The organism is Bradyrhizobium sp. CCBAU 25338 (assembly GCF_028128965.1).
Classification (GTDB): Bacteria; Pseudomonadota; Alphaproteobacteria; order Rhizobiales; family Xanthobacteraceae; genus Bradyrhizobium; species Bradyrhizobium liaoningense.
The window spans coordinates 425,640-447,178 of record NZ_LFKY01000003.1 but is presented as its reverse complement, the minus strand read 5'-3'; the positions used below and the strand labels follow the sequence as shown (position 1 = coordinate 447,178).

At 65.7% G+C, this 21,539-nt stretch carries 19 protein-coding genes; 10 read left to right on the top strand and 9 right to left on the bottom strand.

Going from position 1 to position 21,539, the window contains the following annotated elements:
• Window positions 1–226: 226 nt before the first annotated feature.
• The 3 genes from ACM42_RS07370 to ACM42_RS07360 form a co-directional block, all read right to left on the bottom strand.
• Entirely contained in the window at window positions 227–817 is a 591-nt protein-coding gene (locus ACM42_RS07370; protein ID WP_271527259.1) for an SCO family protein, read from the bottom strand.
• 24 nt (window positions 818–841) lie between these two features.
• Entirely contained in the window at window positions 842–1,036 is a 195-nt protein-coding gene (locus ACM42_RS07365; RefSeq protein ID WP_131871839.1) for a hypothetical protein, read from the bottom strand.
• A gap of 107 nt (window positions 1,037–1,143) precedes the next feature.
• Window positions 1,144–1,665, bottom strand: coding sequence for a hypothetical protein (locus tag ACM42_RS07360; RefSeq protein ID WP_271527258.1), 522 nt, complete (start codon window positions 1,663–1,665; stop codon window positions 1,144–1,146).
• A 262-nt stretch (window positions 1,666–1,927) separates the two neighbouring features.
• On the opposite strand from ACM42_RS07360, the gene ACM42_RS07355 reads away from it, so the two are divergent.
• From ACM42_RS07355 to ACM42_RS07345, 3 genes are all read left to right on the top strand, one after another.
• Window positions 1,928–3,586 carry an FAD-binding dehydrogenase gene (locus ACM42_RS07355; RefSeq protein WP_271527257.1) on the top strand — a complete coding sequence of 553 codons (1,659 nt, stop codon included), beginning with the start codon at window positions 1,928–1,930 and terminating at the stop codon, window positions 3,584–3,586.
• Window positions 3,587–3,589: 3 nt separating this feature from the next.
• Entirely contained in the window at window positions 3,590–4,507 is a 918-nt protein-coding gene (locus ACM42_RS07350; protein WP_271527256.1) for an alpha/beta hydrolase family esterase, read from the top strand.
• A 133-nt stretch (window positions 4,508–4,640) separates the two neighbouring features.
• Window positions 4,641–4,991 (top strand): RidA family protein, encoded by a 351-nt coding sequence (locus ACM42_RS07345; RefSeq protein WP_271527255.1) that lies wholly within the window; start codon window positions 4,641–4,643, stop codon window positions 4,989–4,991.
• Here ACM42_RS07345 and ACM42_RS07340 read toward each other — a convergent pair.
• A complete protein-coding gene (locus tag ACM42_RS07340; protein WP_271527254.1) occupies window positions 4,969–5,148 on the bottom strand; it encodes a hypothetical protein in 180 nt (59 codons plus the stop codon). The two genes, ACM42_RS07345 and ACM42_RS07340, sit on opposite strands and share 23 nt — an antisense overlap.
• On the opposite strand from ACM42_RS07340, the gene ACM42_RS07335 reads away from it, so the two are divergent.
• The 4 genes from ACM42_RS07335 (at window position 5,147) to ACM42_RS07320 (ending at window position 9,718) form a co-directional block, all read left to right on the top strand.
• Complete coding sequence (locus tag ACM42_RS07335) at window positions 5,147–5,512, top strand: nuclear transport factor 2 family protein (RefSeq protein ID WP_271527253.1); 366 nt, start codon at window positions 5,147–5,149, stop codon at window positions 5,510–5,512. The genes ACM42_RS07340 and ACM42_RS07335 overlap by 2 nt on opposite strands.
• A 77-nt stretch (window positions 5,513–5,589) precedes the next feature.
• A complete protein-coding gene (locus tag ACM42_RS07330) occupies window positions 5,590–8,178 on the top strand; it encodes a ligase-associated DNA damage response DEXH box helicase (RefSeq protein ID WP_271527464.1) in 2,589 nt (862 codons plus the stop codon).
• Between the two features lie 119 nt (window positions 8,179–8,297).
• A complete protein-coding gene (gene pdeM, locus ACM42_RS07325; protein WP_271527252.1) occupies window positions 8,298–8,996 on the top strand; it encodes a ligase-associated DNA damage response endonuclease PdeM in 699 nt (232 codons plus the stop codon).
• Window positions 8,997–9,286: 290 nt separating this feature from the next.
• Entirely contained in the window at window positions 9,287–9,718 is a 432-nt protein-coding gene (locus tag ACM42_RS07320; protein WP_271527251.1) for a hypothetical protein, read from the top strand.
• Between the two features lie 42 nt (window positions 9,719–9,760).
• Here the strand turns inward: ACM42_RS07320 and ACM42_RS07315 are convergent, their stop codons facing one another.
• Both ACM42_RS07315 and pyrE read right to left on the bottom strand, forming a co-directional pair.
• Entirely contained in the window at window positions 9,761–10,516 is a 756-nt protein-coding gene (locus ACM42_RS07315) for a DUF2865 domain-containing protein (protein WP_271527463.1), read from the bottom strand.
• Between the two features lie 244 nt (window positions 10,517–10,760).
• Complete coding sequence (gene pyrE / locus ACM42_RS07310) at window positions 10,761–11,324, bottom strand: orotate phosphoribosyltransferase (protein ID WP_027575142.1); 564 nt, start codon at window positions 11,322–11,324, stop codon at window positions 10,761–10,763.
• A gap of 172 nt (window positions 11,325–11,496) precedes the next feature.
• Here pyrE and ACM42_RS07305 point away from each other — a divergent pair, with 172 nt between their 5' ends.
• Complete coding sequence (locus ACM42_RS07305; RefSeq protein ID WP_061879621.1) at window positions 11,497–12,123, top strand: glutathione S-transferase family protein; 627 nt, start codon at window positions 11,497–11,499, stop codon at window positions 12,121–12,123.
• Between the two features lie 121 nt (window positions 12,124–12,244).
• On the opposite strand, the gene ACM42_RS07300 is transcribed toward ACM42_RS07305, so the two are convergent.
• From ACM42_RS07300 to ACM42_RS07290, 3 genes are all read right to left on the bottom strand, one after another.
• The gene (locus ACM42_RS07300; RefSeq protein WP_271527250.1) at window positions 12,245–12,880 is read right to left on the bottom strand and encodes a LysE family translocator; all 636 of its coding nucleotides are present in this window, start codon (window positions 12,878–12,880) and stop codon (window positions 12,245–12,247) included.
• Window positions 12,881–12,984: 104 nt separating this feature from the next.
• Entirely contained in the window at window positions 12,985–16,065 is a 3,081-nt protein-coding gene (gene polA / locus ACM42_RS07295; protein WP_271527249.1) for a DNA polymerase I, read from the bottom strand.
• Between the two features lie 209 nt (window positions 16,066–16,274).
• Window positions 16,275–17,342, bottom strand: coding sequence for an acyltransferase family protein (locus ACM42_RS07290; RefSeq protein ID WP_271527248.1), 1,068 nt, complete (start codon window positions 17,340–17,342; stop codon window positions 16,275–16,277).
• 191 nt (window positions 17,343–17,533) lie between these two features.
• On the opposite strand from ACM42_RS07290, the gene ACM42_RS07285 reads away from it, so the two are divergent.
• Together ACM42_RS07285 and hrpB are read left to right on the top strand one after the other, a co-directional pair.
• Complete coding sequence (locus ACM42_RS07285; protein ID WP_271527247.1) at window positions 17,534–18,850, top strand: UDP-glucose dehydrogenase family protein; 1,317 nt, start codon at window positions 17,534–17,536, stop codon at window positions 18,848–18,850.
• A gap of 128 nt (window positions 18,851–18,978) precedes the next feature.
• Window positions 18,979–21,453 carry an ATP-dependent helicase HrpB gene (hrpB, locus tag ACM42_RS07280; RefSeq protein ID WP_271527246.1) on the top strand — a complete coding sequence of 825 codons (2,475 nt, stop codon included), beginning with the start codon at window positions 18,979–18,981 and terminating at the stop codon, window positions 21,451–21,453.
• Window positions 21,454–21,539 lie beyond the last annotated feature (86 nt).

Genomic DNA, 21,539 nt, shown 5'->3' with positions numbered 1-21,539 from the left:
GAATTTCGTTGGGATCGGAGGGCCTTATAGACCATCCGGACGGGAACGCGAGCCCGGAATGTGGCCAAGGTGAAGGTGCGCTCCCTCCCCCGCTTGCGGGGGAAGGTTGGGGGAGAGGGTGTTTCCTCTGGGCGAGAGCCCCCTAGAGGAGAGAGCCCTCACCCGCGCCTTCGGCGCGACCGCAAGCGGGAGAGGTGCAACGGAGTGCGCAGCTCGAACGCAGGCCTCAGAGATACTTCTTCAACTCCGCAGCCGCCTCCTCCGGCGTCCGCTTCAAATTGAACGGCGAGACGAACCTCCCTTCGCGGTCCATCAGATAGATCAGCGCCGTGTGGTCCATGGTGTAGTCGCCGTCCTTGGTCGGGACCTTCTTGGCATAGACGCGGTAGGAGCTGATGACCTTGGCGGTCTCGGCGGGATCGCCGGACAGGCCCTCGAGGTGCGGATCGAAGCTCGACAGATAATCCTTCATGGTCGCCGGCGTATCACGCTCGGGATCGACCGAGATGAAGACGGCATTGATCTTGTCGGCATCCTTGCCCATTACGCGCAGCACCTCCGAGATCTCGAATAGGGAGGTCGGGCAGACGTCGGGGCAATGGGTGTAGCCGAAGAAGATCAGGGTCGGCTTGCCCTTGAGGCTCTTGTCGGTGACGGCTTTGCCGTTCTGGTCGGTCAGCTGGAACGGGCCGCCGATCGCGGCCGGCTGCGCCACCTTGCTCAGCCCGCCCATGGCCCAGAACAGGATCAGGAGCCCGATAACCAGGCTTGCGGCGAAGGCGGTCGCGATCACCAGCGGACGGGCAGCGGGACTCATGGGCGGAAAACTTCCTGTCGCAGGTCAGAAGCAGGCGGCAAAGCCGGTCCTGATCATTTCGAAGAACACCTGGCTGCCATAATGGAACCAGAGCGCCAGTGCGCCAATCATGACGAGACTGCCGATTGCCGCGCCGGCCCACAGCAGCACGGATGGCATCCGGCCGGCAGTGGGCGAATTGTCCGATAGCCGATGCGCTGGATGCAGTGGTTGAGCCATGACAACGATCGGGACGAAGGCCCCGGTTCCCAGGCTTTCAGATAGGCTTTGCGCCGCCTGCGGGCAAGACGCCGCCGGCGGCGCAAACAGATCCGGGCTGACGAATATCAGTGAAGGAGCTGACCCCGAGCGGATTCGAGTTGATCCGCTTTTGGGAGCGATCGGCGCGACGGCTTGGCCGTCGAGGCCTGCGCGTCCAGGTAGCAGGGCTTGTACATGGCTTCGAGCTGCTTGCCCTTCAGGAAGAGCATGCGTGGGGTAAGCCCGCCCCGCTGGCCGATCCAGCGCTTCACCTGCGAGGGATACATCGCATAGAGCATCTGGGTTGCTTCAGGATTGGTGATGGCGCGGCCATTGGAGCCGAAATCCCAGGCGGCGTGGAAGCCGAGCGTCGCATGCGAGGTCACGCAGATCCGATCGTGCGGGATTGCGCCGAGGACGATGGTACAGGCGGAGGCGCAGAGGCCGTCGATGATGACGGTCTCGCCCGATTGCCTGAGGTCCTGGTACTTGTCGACGTAGGTTCCAATCCGGCCGCCGCGGTCATCCGCGATCCGAACCACCGCGTGAGAAGCCCCCATGCCCACGATCAGGAGAACCACCGCAAGCAATCCCGTCAGAAACTTCATTGTCCCCGCCCCAGCGAATTCGAATCTGCGTGTCAGGTCGTGATGCACAGCTAGCGTCTGTCGTAACCAAGGTTTTGTCTAGGCAGCCCGGCTCGATCAAAACAAATTCAAATCCAGTGTTGCGTCCGCGCTGCACTCGGCTGGTCTCTATCCCAAAGCGGAACAAGTTAATCAGGTCTTACGCGCCATACCCTTGATCTCAGTTGCAACCGCTGGCTTCAATCCGGGCAACTACAGGGGGAACCCATGGAGGGGGAAATGCATGGCTGAGGAAGCAGACGTTATCGTCGTCGGTGCGGGGCTGTCGGGCCTCGTTGCCGCCACCGAGATCGCCGACGCGGGCAAGCGCGTCATCGTCGTGGACCAGGAAGGCGAGCAATCGGTCGGCGGACAGGCGTTCTGGTCGTTCGGCGGATTGTTCCTGGTCGATTCGCCGGAGCAGCGCCGGCTCGGGATCAAGGATTCCTTCGACTTGGCCATGCAGGACTGGCTCGGCACCGCGGGATTCGACCGCGACGAGGATTTCTGGCCGCGGAAATGGGCCGAGGCCTATGTGGCGTTCGCGGCCGGCGAGAAGCGGGGCTGGCTGCGCGCGATGGGCCATCGCATCTTCCCCGTGGTCGGCTGGGCCGAACGCGGCGGCTACGACGCGATGGGACACGGCAATTCGGTGCCGCGCTTCCATGTCACCTGGGGCACCGGCCCCGGCCTCGTCGAGCCGTTCGAGCGCCGCGCGCGCGAGGCCGCTAGAAGCGGCGGGCTGAGCTTCAGGTTCCGCCATCGCGTCGATGCGCTCTCGATCACCAATGGCACCGTGGATGGCGTCAGCGGCGCCGTCCTTGCGCCCGACACGATCGAGCGCGGCAAGAGCTCCTCCCGCAACGTCGTCGGCGAGTTTGCGCTGAAGGCTCAGGCCGTGATCGTCGCCTCCGGCGGCATCGGCGGCAATCATGAGCTGGTGCGGCAGAACTGGCCGAAGCGGCTAGGTGAGCCGCCGAAATTCATGATCTCCGGCGTGCCCGAGCATGTCGACGGTCGCATGATCGGCATCACGGAAAAGACCGGCGCACGGCTGATCAATCGCGACCGGATGTGGCACTACGTCGAGGGCATCCAGAATTGGAATCCGATCTGGCCGCGCCACGGTATCCGCATCCTGCCCGGTCCGTCGGCGATGTGGTTCGACGCCACGGGCACACGGCTGCCGGCGCCGCTGTTCCCTGGCTCCGACACGCTTGGCCAGCTCAAATACATCATGTCCACGGGGTACGATTATTCCTGGTTCATCCTGACCCAGAGCATCATCAAGAAGGAGTTTGCGCTGTCGGGCTCGGAGCAGAACCCCGACCTGACCGGCAAGAGCTGGCGCATGACCTTGCGCCGTGCCACCAACAAGGGCGCGCCGGCGCCGGTGGAGGCGTTCAAGAGCCATGGTATCGACTTCATCGTCCGCGACAAGCTCGATGAGCTCGTTGCGGCCATGAACAAGCTCGCCGGCAGCGATCTCCTGAGGTTCGAGCACATCAAGATGCAGATCGAGGCGCGCGACCGTGAGATCGCCAATCCTTACGTCAAGGATGCGCAGGTCATGAACATCCACAATGCGCGCCGCTACATCGGCGACAAGTTGATCCGCACCGCCTCCCCGCACCGCATCCTCGATCCCGCGCATGGGCCGCTGATCGCGGTAAAGCTCAACATCCTCACCCGCAAGACGCTGGGCGGCTTCGAGACCGATCTCGACTCCCGGGTGTTCGGGGAAGAGGGCCGCGTCATTCCCGGCCTCTACGCCGTCGGCGAGGCCGCCGGCTTCGGTGGCGGCGGCGTGCATGGCTACCGCTCGCTGGAGGGCACTTTTCTTGGCGGCTGCCTGTTCTCGGGCCGCAATGCGGGCCGTGCCGCCGCCAAAGCGGTGGGCTAGATCGTGCGGCGATGGATGCGCATCGGGGCGCTGGCCGCTTCATTGGCGGCAGCTTCAGCTGCATCCGCCGATACGATCGACGTCAATGGCGTGAAGCGCTCCTACACCGCGCAACTGCCGGCCAAGAGGCCTGCACCGCTCGTGATCGTGCTGCATGGCAAGACCCAGCGTGGTGCCGACATGATCACGCGGACGGCCTGGCCGCAGGTTGCAAAGCGCGAGGGGTTGGCCGTGGTCTTTCCGGACGGGCTCAACAATGCATGGGCGGACGCGCGAACGAAGGCGGGGCCCGCCCTGCGCGGACCACCGGCGGGTACCGATGACGTCGGCTTCATCGCAAGGCTCGTCGAGAAGCTGGTGGCCGACGGCACGGCCGATGCAAGGCGCGTCTTCGTCGCCGGCATCTCCAATGGCGGCGCCATGGCGATGACCATGGCCTGCGCGCGCGCCGATTTGTTTGCGGCAGCTGCGAGTGTGATCATGAATCTCACCGACGAGGCCGCCGTCACGTGCCATCCGTCGCGGCCGGTCCCGATGCTGCTCATGAACGGCACCGCCGACCTGCTGGTCCCTTACGAGGGCGGGCGCGGATCGAGCTATTTTGCCGCGGACGGGTTTTGGTCGACCGACGAGACGCTGGCATTCTGGCGCAGGCTCAATGGCTGCGAGACCGATGACGCCGAGACGACTGATTTGCCGGACAGGGCGCCCGCAGACCATTCCACGGTCACGCGGATCTCCTCACGCTGTCCGCGGGGGCACGACGTCGTGCTCTATCGTGTCAACCATGGTGGCCATCGCGTGCCCGGATTTTCTCCGGATGCCCGCTTCCCGAAGGTCGCCGCCGGCCTGCTGGGGCCGCAGAACGCTGACATCGACGGTGCCGAGACGATCTGGACGTTCTTCAGCCAGTTTCCTTAAAGCGACGCACGCATCGGCGGTGACGCATCCGCCGCACGCGGCGCATGCGTGCCCGGCCACGCATGCGTGCCCGGGGTGGCAGAGCGCGAGGTGCTGGGCTAGACAGGGCCGCCATTCCACCAGGAGATCCCCAATGAGCATTCAGCGTTTTGAAACCGGCCCGCGCATGAGCCAGGTCGTCGTGCACGGCAACACCGTCTATCTCGCCGGCGTCGTCGCGAACAAGGCGGCTGGCGAAAGCGTGACGAAGCAGACCCAGGACATCCTGGCGACCATCGACGGCCACCTCGCCAAGGCCGGCACCGACAAGTCGAAGCTGCTGTCGGCAACGATCTACATCACCGACATGAAGACCTTCGGCGAGATGAACGCGGTGTGGGACGCCTGGGTGTTGCCCGGCAACACCCCGGCGCGCGCCACCGTCGAAGCCAAGCTGGCTGCCCCGCAATACACCGTCGAGATCATGGTGACGGCGGCGAAGTAGTCTTCGCGGCATTGGGATGCGGCAGAAGCGCGATGAGAGCATCGTCGCGCTTCTGCATTTTTTGTGGGCGCATGATCTCCGAGGTAATCGATCGGCGCGCGTGAACCTTCGAGAGTGGCGGTCGGCCGAACACGGCACCATCGAAGGAGAGCAGCATGACGGACCCCACCACCATCGCCCACCGTTACATCGAGCTCTGGAACGAGCGCACGGCCGGACGCCGTCGCGAGCTGCTCAGCGAAAGCTGGACGACGGATGCGAGCTATGTCGATCCCTTGATGAAGGGCGACGGCCGAGATGGCATCGAGGCGCTGATCGCGGGTGTGCAGCAGCGCTTTCCCGATTTCAGGTTCAAGCTGATCGGCGAGCCCGACGGCTACGGCGATCACATCCGCTTTTCGTGGGGACTTGGTCCTGATGGCGCCGACAGCCCGATCAAGGGCACCGATTTTGCCGTGCTGAAGGACGGGCGCATCAGCAGCGTGACCGGATTTCTGGACCAGGTGCCGACCGGGGCATGAGACCTCGTGCCCTTCTCGCCGCAGGCGGGAAGGGCCACCCCTCGACGAATCCGCTCCTGCGGCTTACCTGTCATGCTGTGCCGCCCCGTATCCTCCAAACATCGGCCGAGCCGGCCGCATTGCTGCCGGATCGCTTTCAGGCGTGGTTCGCAGCCCGCGGCTGGTCGCCGCGCGCGCATCAGCTGGCGCTGCTGGAGAAGGCGCGCGAGGACCGCTCGGCGCTCCTGATTGCGCCGACCGGCGCCGGCAAGACGCTCGCCGGGTTTCTGCCGACGCTGGTGGAGCTGTCGGCGCAGTCGGTCGAACGGGATGCGGGCGCGAAGAAGAACCTCGTCTCCACCGGCCGCAGCGTGCAGCGCGCCGGTGGCCTGCACACCCTCTACATCTCGCCGCTCAAGGCGCTCGCCGTCGACATCGCGCGCAATCTGGAGCGGCCGATCGCGGAGATGGCGCTGCCGATCAAGGTCGAGACCCGCACCGGCGACACGCCGGTGTCGCGGCGGCAACGGCAGCGGCGCTACCCGCCGGACGTGTTGCTGACGACGCCCGAGCAGCTCGCGCTGCTGCTCTCCTCCGACGACGCACCGTTCCTGTTTTCCTCCCTGAAGCGCATCGTGCTCGACGAGCTGCATGCGCTGGTGACGTCCAAGCGCGGCGATCTGCTCTCGCTCGGGCTTGCGCGGCTCTGGCGCCTCGCGCCGCAGATGCGCGCGATCGGTCTGTCGGCGACCGTGGCCGAGCCGGATCAGCTCGCGCGCTTCCTGGTGCCGCAGCCAGACGGCAAGGAAGCCGCCGCCGATCTCGTCGTCGCCGGCGGTGCCGCGCCGCCCGTGGTCGAGATGCTCGATACGCGCGAGCGGCTGCCCTGGGCCGGCCACAGCGCGCGCCACGCGCTCCCTGAAATCTACGAGCTGATCAAGGCGAACAAGACCACGCTGGTCTTCGTCAACACCCGTAGCCAGGCCGAGATGCTGTTCCAGAATCTCTGGAGCATGAACGACGACGGCCTTGCCATCGCGCTGCATCACGGTTCGCTCGACGTCGCCCAGCGCCGCAAGGTCGAGGACGCCATGTCGGCGGGCAGACTGCGCGGCGTGGTCTGCACCTCCTCGCTGGACCTCGGCGTCGACTGGGGCGATGTCGATCTCGTCATCAATATCGGCGCGCCCAAGGGCTCCTCGCGCCTGATGCAGCGCATCGGCCGCGCCAATCACCGCCTCGATGAAGCTTCGCGCGCGGTGCTGGTGCCGGCCAACCGCTTCGAGGTGCTGGAGTGCCGCGTCGCCATCGATGCCATCGCCGAGAACGCGCAGGACACGCCGCCCTTGCGCACGGGCGCCCTCGACGTGCTGGCGCAGCATGTGCTCGGCTGCGCCTGCGGCGAGCCGTTCCTCAGCGATGATCTGTATGCCGAGGTTCGCACGGCCGCGCCCTATGCCGACCTGTCGCGGCAGGATTTCGACGATGTCGTCGATTTCGTCGCTTCCGGCGGTTACGCGCTGAAAACCTATGAGCGCTTCGCCCGCATCAAGCAGGACAAGGAGGGCCGCTGGCGCGTCGCCAATCCAAAGGTGCGGCAGAGCTACCGCATGAATGTCGGCACCATCGTCGAGGACGACATGCTGAAGGTGCGGCTGGTGCGCTCGCGCGGCGGCGGCCAAGGAAAGGCAGGCGGCTCGACCGGGGTGATCGCGCGCGGCGGCAGGCTGCTCGGCGAGATCGAGGAGGCCTTCATCGAGGGCCTCAGCCCCGGCGATACCTTCGTGTTCTCAGGCGAGGTGGTGCGCTACGAGACCCTGGTCGAGGACCAGGTCTATGTCTCGCGCGCGCATGACAAGGACCCGAAGGTGCCATCCTATATGGGCGGCAAGTTTCCGCTCTCGACCTATCTCGCCGAGCGCGTGCGCCGGCTGCTCGACGACGGCCGCGCGTGGAGTGGCTTGCCGGAGCAGGTGCGCGACTGGCTGTCGCTGCAGAAGGACGTCTCGCGCGTGCCGGCGGTGCGGGAGCTCCTGGTCGAGAGCTTTCCACGCGCCAACAAGCATTATCTGGTCTGCTATCCCTTCGAGGGGCGTCTCGCGCATCAGACCCTCGGCATGCTGCTGACGCGCCGGCTGGAGCGCGCCCGCGCGCGGCCGCTCGGCTTCGTCGCCAACGAATATGCCGTGGCGATCTGGGCGCTCGGCGATCTCTCGTTCATGATCCGGGACGGCAGGATCGACCTCGACGCGCTGTTCGACCCCGATATGCTCGGCGACGACCTCGAGGCCTGGCTCGCCGAATCCGCGCTGATGAAGCGCACGTTCCGCAACTGCGCGATCATCTCCGGCCTGATCGCGCGCCGCCACACCGGCGAAGAGAAGAGCCGCCGTCAGGTGCTGTTCTCGACCGATCTCGTCTACGACGTGCTGCGCAAGCACCAGGCCGACCACGTGCTGCTGCGCGCCGCGCGTGCCGATGCCGCCACCGGCCTGCTCGACCTGCGCCGACTCGGCGACATGCTGGCCCGAATCCACGGCCGCATCACGCACCGGGAACTCGACCGCGTCTCCCCGCTGGCCGTCCCCGTGATGCTGGAAATCGGCCGCGAGTCAGTCTATGGCGAAGCTGCAGACGAACTCCTGGCCGAAGCGGCCGATGAACTCGTCAAAGAGGCGATGTCGTAAACGGCAAGAATGTATTTTCGGGGCGCAACTCTATCTACATCGTCATGCCCGGGCTTGTCCCGGGCATCCACGTCCTTCTCGCTGCAGCAAGAACGTGGATGGCCGGGACGAGCCCGGCCATGACGGAACATGTGGCACCATCCCTGACTTCTACCCGCACTCTGGATGTTTCCACCGCGACCTTCGCCGCCGATCTCTCCGGCGCGCTGTTCTGGGAAGAGCAGCGGCTGCTCGTCGTCTCCGACCTGCATCTGGAAAAGGGTTCGAGCTTCGCTATGCGCGGCGTGCTGCTGCCGCCTTACGATACCTTCGCGACGCTCGGCCGGCTCGCCGCCGTCATCGCCCGCCACGATCCGCGAATCGTCGTCGCGCTCGGTGACAGCTTTCATGACCGCACCGCGCATGAGCGCCTGTCGCCCGACGATCGCAATGCCGTCGCGGCGCTCCAGGGCGGCCGCGACTGGATCTGGATCTCAGGAAATCACGATCCCATGCTGCCGCGCGATCTCGGCGGCACCGTCGCGGACGAAGTTACGATCGGCCCGATCACCTTCCGCCACGAGCCGACCGGCGCAAGCGGCGAGATCGCCGGCCATCTGCATCCGAAGGCGCGCGTCTCCGCGCGCGGTCGCTCGATGGAGCGCCGCTGTTTCGCCAGTGACGGGATGCGTGCCGTGATGCCCGCCTTCGGCGCCTATGCCGGCGGCCTCAGCATCCGCGACGCGGCCTTCGCCAGGATCTTTCCGAAGAACGGCTTCGTCGCCCATCTGCTCGGCGACCGTCGGGTCCACGCCATCGCGGCCTCGCGCTGTTATTGAGATCCCGGCCCAAATTAGGACAGCGCTACATCCAGTATTCTTCCGGAATCGCTCGAGCCCGTTGCCGGTTCTAACGTCACGCTTGCCGGGGCTGGAATTTCTCATCCCGAACAAGATTGTAACTGGCAGGGGGTCGCTGCGAGGCGGCCCCTTTCAATTCCGCATTCAGGACCGGCGCACCATTCCCCTGGAACAAATTAAGAACACTTTAGCAAGTCTTTGATATATCATTGTGATTCGGTGCTTTGCCGACACAATATCTAGCGTCTGTCCGACTTTGCGAGGACTACATGTCCACCGTTGCCTTCGACCAATTTGCCCTTACCCGGATCGCCGATTTCGCGCGCTCGCTGTCACGGCTGCATCAGGCGGCCCGGCGCTACGCCGTCGATGACGACCAGTTCGATCGCGAATTCAACGCGGTGTGCCAGTCGATCTGGGGCTACACCATCGACGACATCAGCGACGATCTGTTCTCGACCGAGGACCATTTGTTTCTCGACACGCTGGACGAGGCCCATGCGCGCATCTTCGCGGCCGAGCAGGGTTACGACCTTGTCGACGAAGCGGGCATGCTGACCGATTGGTGGGGCTTTTGCTGGATGATTTTGGCCGAGAAGCGCGGCCTCTTGACGCCGGAAAACCGCGCCGCCGCGCGCGCGGCGATCGAGGAGAAATATCTGGCAGCGCCGAACGTGATCGGGGTGATTATCAGCAGGTGACGGCCGTGCCCCGGACAAGGCGCTGCCGTCCGGGACACGAGATCAATCCAGCTCCGCGCGCTTCGCCGGCTTGGCGGCCGTCTTTGGCACCGTCACGTCAGGCAGCACCTCGCGCACGATCTCGGCGGGGGCCGGGGCGTCCGTCGACACCGTCTCTGCCCGCACCGGCGCCACTTTCATCTCGCCGAGGCGCGCGCGGACCTGGGCGGTGAGGCCGGGATAGGAGGCAACCGGGGTGAAGTCCGCGGCCTGGTCGTTCCCGACGCGGATGCCGGTATAGGCGACGAGGCCGTCGGTGGTGGCAATCACGTCGCCGGCCTTCAGCGACGAATCCAGCGCAAGATCGACCGGGGCGAGGCCGACCGGATCACGTCCGTTGCAGGTGCAGTCGGCGCGCAGCGCCTTGCGATAGGCGAACGCGTTCTCGCTGTCGGCGTAGCGCTCGCCGGTCTGTGAATAGGCGCCGTCGATGCTGGACCCAAAATAGACCTTCGTGGCGGTGGCGGGGCAGAAAGCCTGACACATCTGCGCTGGTGAGACCATGCCTCGCATCAGCGGGAAATATTTGCCATCGCAGCTGCGCACGCAGAAAGCCGGGCCCGAGCCGCCGGCTGCGGCCGAGCGTGTCGGCGGTACATATTGCGGATTCTGCTGGCCTGTGAAGGGATCGGAGTTGGAGTTCGGTTGCTGTGGCTGCGGCCGCTGCATTCCGCCGAACAGGAAGTCGAACAGGCCTTCGGCCGAAACCGGGGCCGGGGCCGCAAGCATGGGAACCGCAACCATGACGGCTGCGAGCATCGCGCGACGCTGCGTATGGGACAACTCTGTACGCACGGCTCACTCCACCCGACGCTATGGAACCGGCCAGGACCCTCGAGGTCTCCAGCACACGATTCACCGTAATGCGCGATGGTAAATGAGCTGTTGCGTGGAGGCGGTTTCAAGACGAGGCGGTGATCTCTTTATGGCCGCGCGCAGCTTTCACGGACGGCGTTGCTCCCGGGGCACGCTCGGGCATGTCGGCGGAGAATACCTCGTCCTCTTACGCCTTCAGGAACTCCGACGCCTTGTACAGCGAGCGGAACGGCAGGCCGGCCGCACCGAAGGTGTCGGTGGCGCCTTCCTCGCGGTCGACCATGGTGAGCACCAGCACCACATTGGCGCCGGTCTCGCGCACCGATTCCACCGCCTTCATCGCCGAACCGCCCGTGGTGGTGACGTCCTCGACGATCACCACGCGTTTGCCCGCCAGCGTCTCGCCCTTGGGCAGGCCTTCGATCGCGAGCTTGGCACCGTGCTCTTTCGGCTTCTTGCGCACGAAGAAGGCCGCGATCGGATGGCCCTTGATCCAGGAGATCTGCGCCAGCGCGCCGGCGAGCGGCACGGCGCCCATCTCGAGCCCACCGATGAAATCGAGCTGGTCGTCCTTGAGCGCCTCATAGGTCAGCTCGGCGAGCAGCGTCGCGCCTTCAGGGTCGAGCATGGTCGGCTTGAGGTTGAAATAGAAATCGCTCTTGCGGCCCGACGCGAGCGTCACCTCGCCGCGGCCGAATGAGCGCCGGCGGATGATTTCGAACAGGCGGGCGCGGGAGGCAGATTTCGACACGGCGGTCCCTCGAACAGCGTCTTTGGTGGAGGCGGAATTTATCCGGCACAGTCGCGACATTCCAGAGGGGGCGCCTCCCGTCAACAGGGATCGACCATCCCGGACCGCCGGTTGTGGGGGTGCAACCTTCTAGAGTAGTTGAGGGGGCAAGCCTCCTGGGGAAGGAAACGGAATGACCATCGAGCTGTACACCTGGAACACGCCGAACGGCCGCAAGATCTCGGTCGCGCTGGAGGAAATGGGGCTGCCCTACAAGGTGATCCCGGTGAACATCACCAAGGGCGAGCAGATGGCGCCCGAGTTCCTCAAGCTCTCCCCCAATAACAAGATTCCCGCGATCGTCGATCCCGAGGGGCCCGACGGCAAGCCCGTGAGCATCTTCGAATCAGGCGCGATCCTGCTTTATCTCGGCGAAAAGACCGGCAAATTCCTGCCGAAATCGCTGAGCGAGCGGATTCCCGTCTACGAATGGCTGATGTGGCAGATGGGCGGCTTCGGCCCGATGCCGGGCCAGGTGCACCATTTCATCGCGCTGGAGAATGAGCAGGATCGCGCTTACGGCCTGAAGCGCTTCATGGCGGAGACGCGCCGGCTCTACGGCGTGCTCGACCGGCGGCTTGAGGGGCGCGACTTCGTCGCCGGCGAGCTCTCGATTGCCGATTTTGCCATCCTGGGCTGGGCCTGGCGCCACCCTCGCCACAAGGTTGATCTGGCCGACTTCCCCAACGTCAAGCGCTGGTACGAGGCGCTGATGGCGCGCCCGGCGGTGAAGCGCGGGATGGAAGCGAAGCTGGATTGAGCTGACGCTGTCGTCGCCCGGCTCGACCGGGCGACCCAGTATTCCAGAGACGGCGGTGATTGAGTCGAGAGGCCGCGGCGTACTGGATGCCCCGGTCAAGGCCGGGGCATGACAGTAACCCTCACACCTTCTTCGCTTCCACCGCCATCCGCACCGCGAGCCCGGCCAGCACCGTGCCCATCAGCCAGCGCTGCACCAGCATCCAGCTCGGCCGTTTGGCCAGGAACAACGCGATCGATCCCGCCGCGAGCGCGATCATCGCATTCACGCTGACGCTGATCGCGATCTGGATTGCCCCTAACGCCACCGACTGCGCCAGCACGCTGCCGGCGGCGGGATCGATGAACTGCGGCAGCAGCGCGAGATAAAGCATCGCGATCTTCGGGTTGAGCAGGTTGGTGACGAAGCCCATCGCGAACAATTTGCGCGGGCTGTCGACCGCGAGCTTTTTCACCTGGAACGGCGAGCGCCCGCCCGGCTTCACCGCCTGCCAAGCGAGCCACAGCAGATATCCGGCGCCGGCAAAGCGCAGCGCGTCATAGGCGAACGGAATGGCGAGCAAGAGCGCCGTGATGCCGAACGCCGCGCACAGCATGTAGAACACGAAGCCGAGCGCCACGCCGCCGAGCGAGACGATGCCGGCCGCCGGCCCCTGCGTGATCGAGCGCGAGATCAGATAGATCATGTTCGGTCCCGGCGTAAGCACGAGGCCAAGGCTGACCAGGGCAAAGCCGAGCAGGGCGGAAATGTGGGGCATGGCTGAACCGGTGCGGAGGACGCAACGGTTCTAATATGCGCAGCGGTCCCGATGCCATCACGCAATTGCTCGGAGGACAATTGAGTTCGGCGAGGCGAATCGCCTCAATGCGCCTCGTCCCAATTGTTCGCGGCGCGCGCATCGACATGGAGCGGCACCGAGAGCAGCACGGCCGGGAACGGCGCATCCTGCATCACGTGCTGCACGACGGGAAGCGTCGCCTCGACCTCGGCGTCGGGCACCTCGAAGATCAATTCGTCATGCACCTGGAGCAGCATCTGCGCCGACAGCTTCTTTGTGGCCAGCGCATCCTCCACGCGCGTCATGGCGCGGCGGATGATGTCGGCGGCGGTGCCCTGGAGCCGCGCGTTGATCGCGGCGCGCTCGTTGAAGGCGCGCACCGAGGCGTTGGAGGCCTTGATGTCGGGGTAGTGGCACTTGCGGCCAAACAGCGTGGTGACGTAGCCGTGGTTTCGGCAGAAGTCGCGCGTCTCGTCCATATAGGCGCGGATGCCGGGGAAGCGCTCGAAATACTTCTTGATGTAGGCCGAGGCCTCTTCGCGCGCGATGCCGAGCTGGTTGGCGAGGCCAAACGCCGAGATGCCGTAGATGATGCCGAAATTGATCGCCTTGGCGCGGCGGCGGATCTCGCTCGGCATGCCCTTGATCGGCACGCCGAACATTTCCGACGCGGTCATGGCGTGAATGTCGAGGCCGTCGCGGAACGCCTGCTTCAACACGGGAATGTCGGCGATCTCGGCGAGCAGCCGCAGCTCGATCTGCGAATAGTCGGCGGAAACCAGCTTGTGTCCCGGCGCGGCGATGAAGGCACGGCGGATCTTGCGGCCATCCTCGGTGCGCACCGGAATGTTCTGAAGGTTCGGCTCGTTGGACGACAGCCGGCCCGTCGTGGTCGCGGCCAGGGCGTAAGTCGTGTGCACGCGATGGGTCTGCGGGTTGACATAGGTCGGCAGCGCGTCGGTGTAGGTCGATTTCAGCTTGGAGACCTGGCGCCACTCCAGAATCTTCTTGGGGAAGTCGTGGCCCTGCTCGGCGAGTTCGTCCAGCACCTGCGCGGTGGTCGACCACGCTCCGGTTTTCGTCTTGGTGCCGCCGGGCAATCCCATCTTGCCGAACAGGATGTCGCCGATCTGCTTGGGGCTGCCGACATTGACCGGCTCGCCGGCGATCTCCTGGATTTCGGCCTCGACGCGCGCTGCGGTCTGGGCAAAGTCGCCGGAGAGCCGCGACAGGACCTGACGATCGATCGAGATGCCGCGCCGCTCCATGCGTGCGAGCACCGCGACCAGCGGTCGCTCCAGGGTCTCGTAGACGGCGGTCATGTGCTCGGCGACGAGGCGCGGCTTCAGCACGCGCCAGACGCGCAACGCGACGTCGGCGCCTTCGGCCGACAGTGGCGCGGCCTTGTCGATCGGCACCTGGTCGAAGGTGATCTTGCCCTTGCCGCTGCCGAGCAGCTCGCTTTCCTTCAGCATGGCATGGCCGAACCAGCGCTCGGACAGCGATTCCAGCGCGTGCGAGCCGCGGCCCGCGTCGAGCACGTAGGAGATCAGGAGCGCATCGTCGATGTTGCGCAGGGTGATGCCGTGCTGCGCCAGCATCACGGCGGTGAACTTGACGTCGAAGCCGATCTTGAGGACGCCAGACGATTCCAGCACCGGCCGCAGCGCCTGCAGCGCGTCGTCCTGCTTGACCTGGTCCGGCGCGAGGCCGGCATCGAACAGGCCGGCGCCGCCGCCGGACTGCTTGTGCGCCAGCGGCACGTAGCAGGCCTCGTTCGGCGCCAGCGCCAGCGCGATGCCGCAGAGGTCGGCCTGCATCGGATCGATCGAGTTCGCTCTCGTCTCGATCGCGACGTGGCCAGCGTCATGGATGCGCGCGATGAAGGCGTCGAGCTCCTTGAGGGTCTTGATGATCTGGTATTTGCTGCGATCGACCGGAAGCTTGCGCAGCGCCTCTTCGCGCGCGGCGGCGAGCGAGATGGGCGCACCCTTCGGGCTCGCAGCCTTGTCTTCCTTGCCTGCCGACTTGTTGGGTTTGCCGGGCGCGGCTTGCGCCGGTGTGCCGGTTCCCGGTGCGGGCACGACGTCCGAGGGCGGCAGCGGCGTGAACACACTGGCGCCGCTGGCATAGCCAGGGTCGGCATCGACATTGGCGGGATCGATCTGCGCATATTCGGCGACGCGCCGCGTCAGCGTCGTGAACTCCATCGCCTTCAGGAAGGCGATCAGCTTGCGCGCGTCCGGCTCGTGGACGGCGAGGTCGTCCAGCGGCACCTCCAGGTCGACCTTATCGTCGAGCAGCACGAGCTGCCGCGAGATGCGCGCCTTCTCGGCGTTCTCGAGCAGCGCCTCGCGTCGCTTGGGCTGCTTGATCTCGCCGGCGCGGAACAACAATTGGTCGAGATCGCCATATTCGGTGATCAGCTGCGCTGCGGTCTTGACGCCGATGCCGGGCACGCCGGGCACGTTGTCGGTGGAATCGCCGGCCAAGGCCTGCACCTCGACCACCTTGTTCGGCGGCACGCCGAACTTCTCGATCACCTCCGGGATGCCGATGCGGCGATCCTTCATGGTGTCGTACATGGTGACGCAATCGGTGACGAGCTGCATCAGATCCTTGTCGGAGGACACGATGGTGGCGCTGGCACCGCGCTCGCAGGCCTGTCGCACATAGGTCGCAATGAGATCGTCGGCCTCGAAGCCGGTCTGTTCCAGGCACGGCAGGTCAAAGGCGCGCACGGCTTCGCGGATCAGCGCGAACTGCGGGATCAGATCGTCAGGAGCCGGCGGCCGGTGCGCCTTGTACTCCGGATAGATCTTGTTGCGAAAGGTGATCTCCGACTTGTCGAAGATGATCGCCAGATGCGTCGGCCGGTTGTCCTCGGGCATCTCGCGCAAGAGCTTCCACAGCATGTTGCAGAAGCCGAGCACGGCATTGACCTGGAGCCCGTCGGATTTCCGGTTCAGCGGCGGCAGCGCGTGATAGGCGCGGAAGATGTAGGAGGAACCGTCGACCAGGAATACATGATCGCCCTTGCCGGCCGCCTTCGCCGCAACCGGCTTGGCAGCAGCTTTGGCAGCAGCGGGCTTGGTGTCGGCGGCCGCGTTGGGCGCGGCCTTGGGGTCGGCTTTGGCGGTGGTCTTCGGCGATGTCTTGGGCATGGCCGCAATGTATGAGTTTTTGCGGAGTTTGACAGCCTCGGGAGGCGGATTTTTGGCGCGATTCCCACACCTCTCGTCGTCCCGGACAAGCGGAGCGCCGATTCGGGATCCATATCCACAGGGAGTGGTTCAGCGACGACTCGGAGTGCCAGCGTCGCGCCGCAACTTCTCCCTTTGGTGATGGGCCCCACTTTCGCGGGACGACACAGCTACTCCGCCGCCTGCAACACCGGTCCCGTCTTTCGCGGCGCGATCCAGAATGCATCCGGCCGCTCGAACAGGAAGCGCGCATTGAGCCGCAGCGCCACCTGCCAGATCGCCAGCGCGCCGAGCATGCCGGCGATGGTGACGATTAGCGACACCGTGCCGATGTCGGGAATGACGCCCGTGCGCAGCAGCAGCGTGCGCGTCGCCGCCATCGGCAGGAAGAAGGCGAGGTAGATCACGATCGAATGCTCGCCGCAGAAGCGGAGGAAATTGAGCCACTGCGCGCGCGCGAGCAGCGTACCCGTCGTGATGATGGCGCAGGCGCCGGCAAAGCCGAGCACGAGTGAGACGAGCTTCCATTCGCTGGCCCCCGACGCGACGAGGCCGGCATTGACCAGTGCCCAGGTTGCGAGCGCTGCGAGCGCCAGCGCGGGATGGCTGCGTGCGCGATCCGACAGGGCGAACACGTAAGGCGCGAACAGGTAGCCCGAATAGAAATAGACGAAGCGTGCGCAGAACTCGTCGATGACGGTCCAGCCGGTCGTGACGCGGGCCGTCTCCAGCGCGGCGGCGAGAAGCCAGATCGCGAGCGGCGGGAGTTTGCGTGTCAGTTTTGTGACGACGAAGAAGATCGGCAGCAGATAGATGAACCACAGCGTGCCGAACGGCTCGATGAAGGATTCGAGATACAAGAGGCCGACGTCGCGCCAGCTCGTCTCGGCCGCGAAGGCGGGCGCCTTGAAGCCGAACTGGATTGTCACCCAGACGACATAGAAATAAGCGAAATGCACCACCTTGCGGTCGAGATAGGTTCGCCAGTCCCGATCGATCACCAGAGACAGGAACAGGCCCGAAATCAGGAAGAAATCCGGCATCCGGAACGGCTTTGCGAAGGCCACGGCAACATGCATGAAACCGGTCTGGCCGGCCGCGAGCTCGACCCCCAGCACCGAATGCATCATCACGACCATGACGATGCAGATGCCCTTGGCGTAGTCGACCCAGTCGACACGCGCGGCGGAAGGGGCCTTGGAAAGGCTGGCCGCCGCGATTGTGCCTGATCGTGCCATGATGTCCCCTTTCGAGGCGTGTTCCGCCCGTCCCTGTATGGGTGCGGGGCAGTTTGGAGCCCAGTGGTTTCCGACTTCTTTACCCGTTCAAATCGCGGGCCGGTTTTTGCATCCGGACTGTTCCATGACCTCGGGAAAATGCTAAACCGCCGCGAATTGGGCTTCCGTTAACCAAGCTGGGAGGATTTTTCATGCGCATCGCGATGATCGGCACGGGTTATGTGGGACTGGTTTCCGGAGCCTGCTTTGCGGATTTCGGCCACGACGTCACCTGCGTCGACAAGGACGAGAAGAAGATCGCGGCGCTTCATCGCGGTGAGATCCCGATCTACGAGCCCGGCCTCGACGAACTGGTCGCGACGAACGTCAGGGCCAAGCGGCTGGACTTCACCACCGATCTCACCAAGCCGGTCGCGGATGCCGATGCCGTGTTCATCGCGGTCGGCACGCCCTCGCGCCGCGGCGATGGCCACGCCGACCTGTCCTACGTCTACGCCGCCGCCCGCGAGATCGCGCAAGCGCTCACCGGCTTCACCGTCGTGGTGACGAAGTCGACAGTGCCGGTCGGCACCGGCGACGAGGTCGAGCGCATCATCCGCGAGACGAACCCCGCGGCCGACGTCGTGGTCGCCTCGAACCCCGAGTTCCTGCGCGAGGGCGCGGCGATCCGCGACTTCAAGTTCCCCGACCGCATCGTGGTTGGCACCTCCGACGAGCGCGGCCGCAAGGTGATGGGCGATATCTACCGCCCGCTGTCGTTGAACCAGGCGCCGCTGATGTTCACCGAGCGCCGCACCGCCGAGATGATCAAATACGCCGCCAACGCGTTCCTGGCGACCAAGATCACCTTCATCAACGAGATCGCCGATCTCTCGGAAAAAGCCGGCGCCAACGTCCAGGAGGTCGCGCGCGGCATTGGCTTGGACAACCGCATCGGCACAAAATTCCTGCATGCAGGCCCCGGCTTCGGCGGCTCGTGCTTCCCGAAGGACACCAAGGCCTTGATCAAGATCGCGCAGGACTACGACGTATCCTTGCGCATCGTCGAATCCGTGCTGGCGGTCAACGAGAACCGCAAGCGTGCGATGGCGCGGAAAGTGAGCCAGGCGCTCGGCGGCTCGCTGCGCGGCAAGACCATCGCCGTGCTCGGCCTCACCTTCAAGCCCGACACCGACGACATGCGCGACGCGCCGTCGATCCCGCTGGTGACAGGCCTGATCGACATGGGCGCGACCGTCAAGGCGTTCGATCCCGTCGGCATGGAGCAGGCAAAGAGTGAGCTGCCCAACATCACCTACTGCGAGGACGCTTATTCCTGCGCGGAAGGCGCGGATGCGCTCGTCATCGTCACCGAATGGGTGCAGTTCCGCGCGCTCGATTTCGATCGGTTGAAGAAGACCATGGCGCAGCCGGTCCTCGTCGATCTCCGCAACATCTATCGCCCCGAAGACATGGAAGCCGCCGGCTTCACCTACGAGAGCGTCGGCCGGCCCCCTGTGCAGGGCTGATAGCTGCATTTCTCGTTGAAAGAAGCCGTCATGGCCGGGCTTGTCCCGGCCATCCACGTCTTGTTCACTCTCGCCTGAAAGAACGTGGATGCCCGGCACGACGGCCGGGCATGACGAGTGGATAGACCTTGCCCCGCAGCTTCGACACGCCCCTCCCAATCGATGCCGTGCTCGACGATTTGTCGCGCACGCTGGAGGCCAACAACGCCACTGTGCTGGTGGCGCCGCCCGGCGCCGGCAAGACCACGCGGGTGCCACTGGCGCTGCTGGATGCGCCCTGGGCGAAGGATAAGAAGATCATCGTGCTGGAGCCGCGGCGCATCGCGGCGCGGGCCAGCGCCGATCGCATGGCCAAATCGCTCGGCGAGCGCGCCGGCGAGACCGTCGGTTATCGCGTCCGCTTCGGCTCGAAGATCTCGCGCGCCACGCGCATCGAGGTGGTGACCGAAGGCATCTTCACTCGCCAGATCCTCGACGATCCCGAGCTCTCGGGTGTTGCCGCAATCCTGTTCGATGAATTCCACGAGCGCTCGCTCGATGCCGATCTCGGCCTCGCGCTGGCGCGCGATGCGCAAACCGGCCTACGCGAGGATCTCCGCATCCTAGTGATGTCGGCCACGCTCGACGGCGCGCGCGTGGCCAAATTGCTCGGCGATGCGCCCGTCGTCGAAAGCGAGGGCCGCGCGTTTCCGGTCGAGACGCGCTATCTCGGTCGCAAGGCCGACGCGCCGATCGAACGGCAGATGGCGGATGCGATTGCGTCGGCGCTGCGCGCCGACAGCGGCTCGGTTCTGGCGTTCCTGCCGGGCGCCGCCGAAATCCGCCGCACCCAGAACTTCCTCGGTGAGCGCGTGCACGACGCCTCCATCGAGATCGTGCCGCTGTTCGGGGCGCTCGATGCCGCCGTGCAGGATCGCGCCATCGCACCGGCGCCCAGGGGCACGCGCAAGGTGGTGCTGGCAACCTCGATCGCCGAGACCTCGCTCACGATCGAAGGCGTGCGCATCGTGGTCGATTCCGGTCTCGCCCGCGTGCCGCGTTACGAGCCCGACATCGGCTTGACCCGGCTCGAGACCGTGCGCGCCTCGCGCGCGGCGGTGGACCAGCGTCGCGGCCGCGCCGGCCGCACCGAGCCCGGTGTCTGCTACCGGCTCTGGGACGAGCCGCAGACGGCCTCGCTTGCGCCCTACACTCAGCCGGAAATCCTCAGCGCCGATCTGTCGTCGCTGGTGCTAGATCTCGCGCAATGGGGCGTCACTGATCTCGGCGCATTGTCGTTCCTCGACCCGCCGCCGCAGCCGGCCTGGAAGGAAGCAAAAAACCTGCTGTCCGAGCTCAACGCGCTCGATGGCGACGGCCGCATTACCGCAGAGGGCAAGAGCCTGCGTTCGCTGGCGCTGCCGCCGCGGCTGGCGCGCATGATCGTGGATTCGCATCGTGCAGGCAGCGGCGAGGCCGCCGCCGAGATCGCCGCCATCATCACCGAGCGTGGGCTCGGCGGCGACAGTGTCGATCTCGAACACCGGCGGGACCAGTTCCGCCGTGACCGCTCGCCGCGTGCGTCCAGCGCGCGCGACCTGGCGCGGCGCTGGGCCTCGCAGGTCGCGGCATCGGAGAAGGCGGGGCAGCACGAGGATCTCTCGACCGGCCTGATGCTCGCCTATGCCTTTCCGGACCGTGTCGCGCGCAATCGCGGCAATGGCAGTTTCGTGCTGGCCAACGGCCGTGGCGCTTCGGTCGAGCAGACCTCGTCGCTCGCCCGCGCGCCCTACATCGCGATCGGCGAGATGACGGGGACGGCGGCGAGCGGACGCATCCTGCTCGCCGCGCAAATCTCCGAGGACGAGATCGAGCGGCATTTCGCCGAGCATATCGAGACCGCCGACGAGATCTCGTTTGATCGCGGCGCGTTGGCGCTGCGCGCGCGGCGCAGGCGCGCGCTGCATGCGATCACGCTGTCCGAGGCGACACTTGCCGTGTCGCCCTCCGAGGAGACCGCGCGCATCCTTGCCGATGGGTTGATCGCCGCAGGTCTCGACCGGCTGCCCTGGTCGAAGACCGCAAAACAATGGCGCGACCGCGTGATGTTCCTGCGCAAGGCCGAGGGCGAGCGCTGGCCCGACCTCTCCGACGCGGGGTTGATCGCGCGGCGCGAGGATTGGCTGGTGCCGGCGCTCTACGACAAGATCGCGCTCAAGGACATCTCAGCGGGCGATCTCTCCGACGCGTTGATGGCGCTGCTGCCTTGGGACATGCGCGCGCGGCTCGATCGGGAGGCGCCGACCCATTTCGAAGCGCCGACCGGAAGCGCGCTCGCGATCGATTACGAGGCCGAGCAGGGGCCGACCATCGCGGTGCGGCTCCAGGAGTTGTTCGGCCTCAACACCCATCCCTCGATCGCCGCGGGCAAGGTGCCGCTGGTGCTGGAATTGCTGTCGCCAGCGCAGCGCCCGGTGCAGGTGACGCGGGATCTCCCCGGTTTCTGGCGCGGCAGCTACGCCGCCGTACGCTCCGACCTGCGCGGCCGTTACCCGCGCCACCCCTGGCCGGACGATCCGGCGAACGCAGTGCCGACAAGGCGGGCAAAGCCGCGCGGGACGTGAAAGTTCGATCGCGCATTAACCGTCCGCTCATGCTTTTCGTCAAAATAGCAGCGCTCTGACCGCGGCTTCGCTCGCCGCCGGGCACG

Bases quoted from the DNA above. Each gene is read 5' to 3' on its own strand.
- ACM42_RS07370 (WP_271527259.1), bottom strand. From the start codon at position 817: ATGAGTCCCGCTGCCCGTCCGCTGGTGATCGCGACCGCCTTCGCCGCA.
- ACM42_RS07365 (WP_131871839.1), bottom strand. From the start codon at position 1,036: ATGGCTCAACCACTGCATCCAGCGCATCGGCTATCGGACAATTCGCCC.
- ACM42_RS07360 (WP_271527258.1), bottom strand. From the start codon at position 1,665: ATGAAGTTTCTGACGGGATTGCTTGCGGTGGTTCTCCTGATCGTGGGC.
- ACM42_RS07355 (WP_271527257.1), top strand. From the start codon at position 1,928: ATGGCTGAGGAAGCAGACGTTATCGTCGTCGGTGCGGGGCTGTCGGGC.
- ACM42_RS07345 (WP_271527255.1), top strand. From the start codon at position 4,641: ATGAGCATTCAGCGTTTTGAAACCGGCCCGCGCATGAGCCAGGTCGTC.
- ACM42_RS07335 (WP_271527253.1), top strand. From the start codon at position 5,147: ATGACGGACCCCACCACCATCGCCCACCGTTACATCGAGCTCTGGAAC.
- ACM42_RS07340 (WP_271527254.1), bottom strand. From the start codon at position 5,148: ATGCTGCTCTCCTTCGATGGTGCCGTGTTCGGCCGACCGCCACTCTCG.
- pdeM (WP_271527252.1), top strand. From the start codon at position 8,298: ATGACGGAACATGTGGCACCATCCCTGACTTCTACCCGCACTCTGGAT.
- ACM42_RS07320 (WP_271527251.1), top strand. From the start codon at position 9,287: ATGTCCACCGTTGCCTTCGACCAATTTGCCCTTACCCGGATCGCCGAT.
- ACM42_RS07315 (WP_271527463.1), bottom strand. From the start codon at position 10,516: ATGCTCGCAGCCGTCATGGTTGCGGTTCCCATGCTTGCGGCCCCGGCC.
- ACM42_RS07305 (WP_061879621.1), top strand. From the start codon at position 11,497: ATGACCATCGAGCTGTACACCTGGAACACGCCGAACGGCCGCAAGATC.
- ACM42_RS07300 (WP_271527250.1), bottom strand. From the start codon at position 12,880: ATGCCCCACATTTCCGCCCTGCTCGGCTTTGCCCTGGTCAGCCTTGGC.
- polA (WP_271527249.1), bottom strand. From the start codon at position 16,065: ATGCCCAAGACATCGCCGAAGACCACCGCCAAAGCCGACCCCAAGGCC.
- ACM42_RS07290 (WP_271527248.1), bottom strand. From the start codon at position 17,342: ATGGCACGATCAGGCACAATCGCGGCGGCCAGCCTTTCCAAGGCCCCT.
- ACM42_RS07285 (WP_271527247.1), top strand. From the start codon at position 17,534: ATGCGCATCGCGATGATCGGCACGGGTTATGTGGGACTGGTTTCCGGA.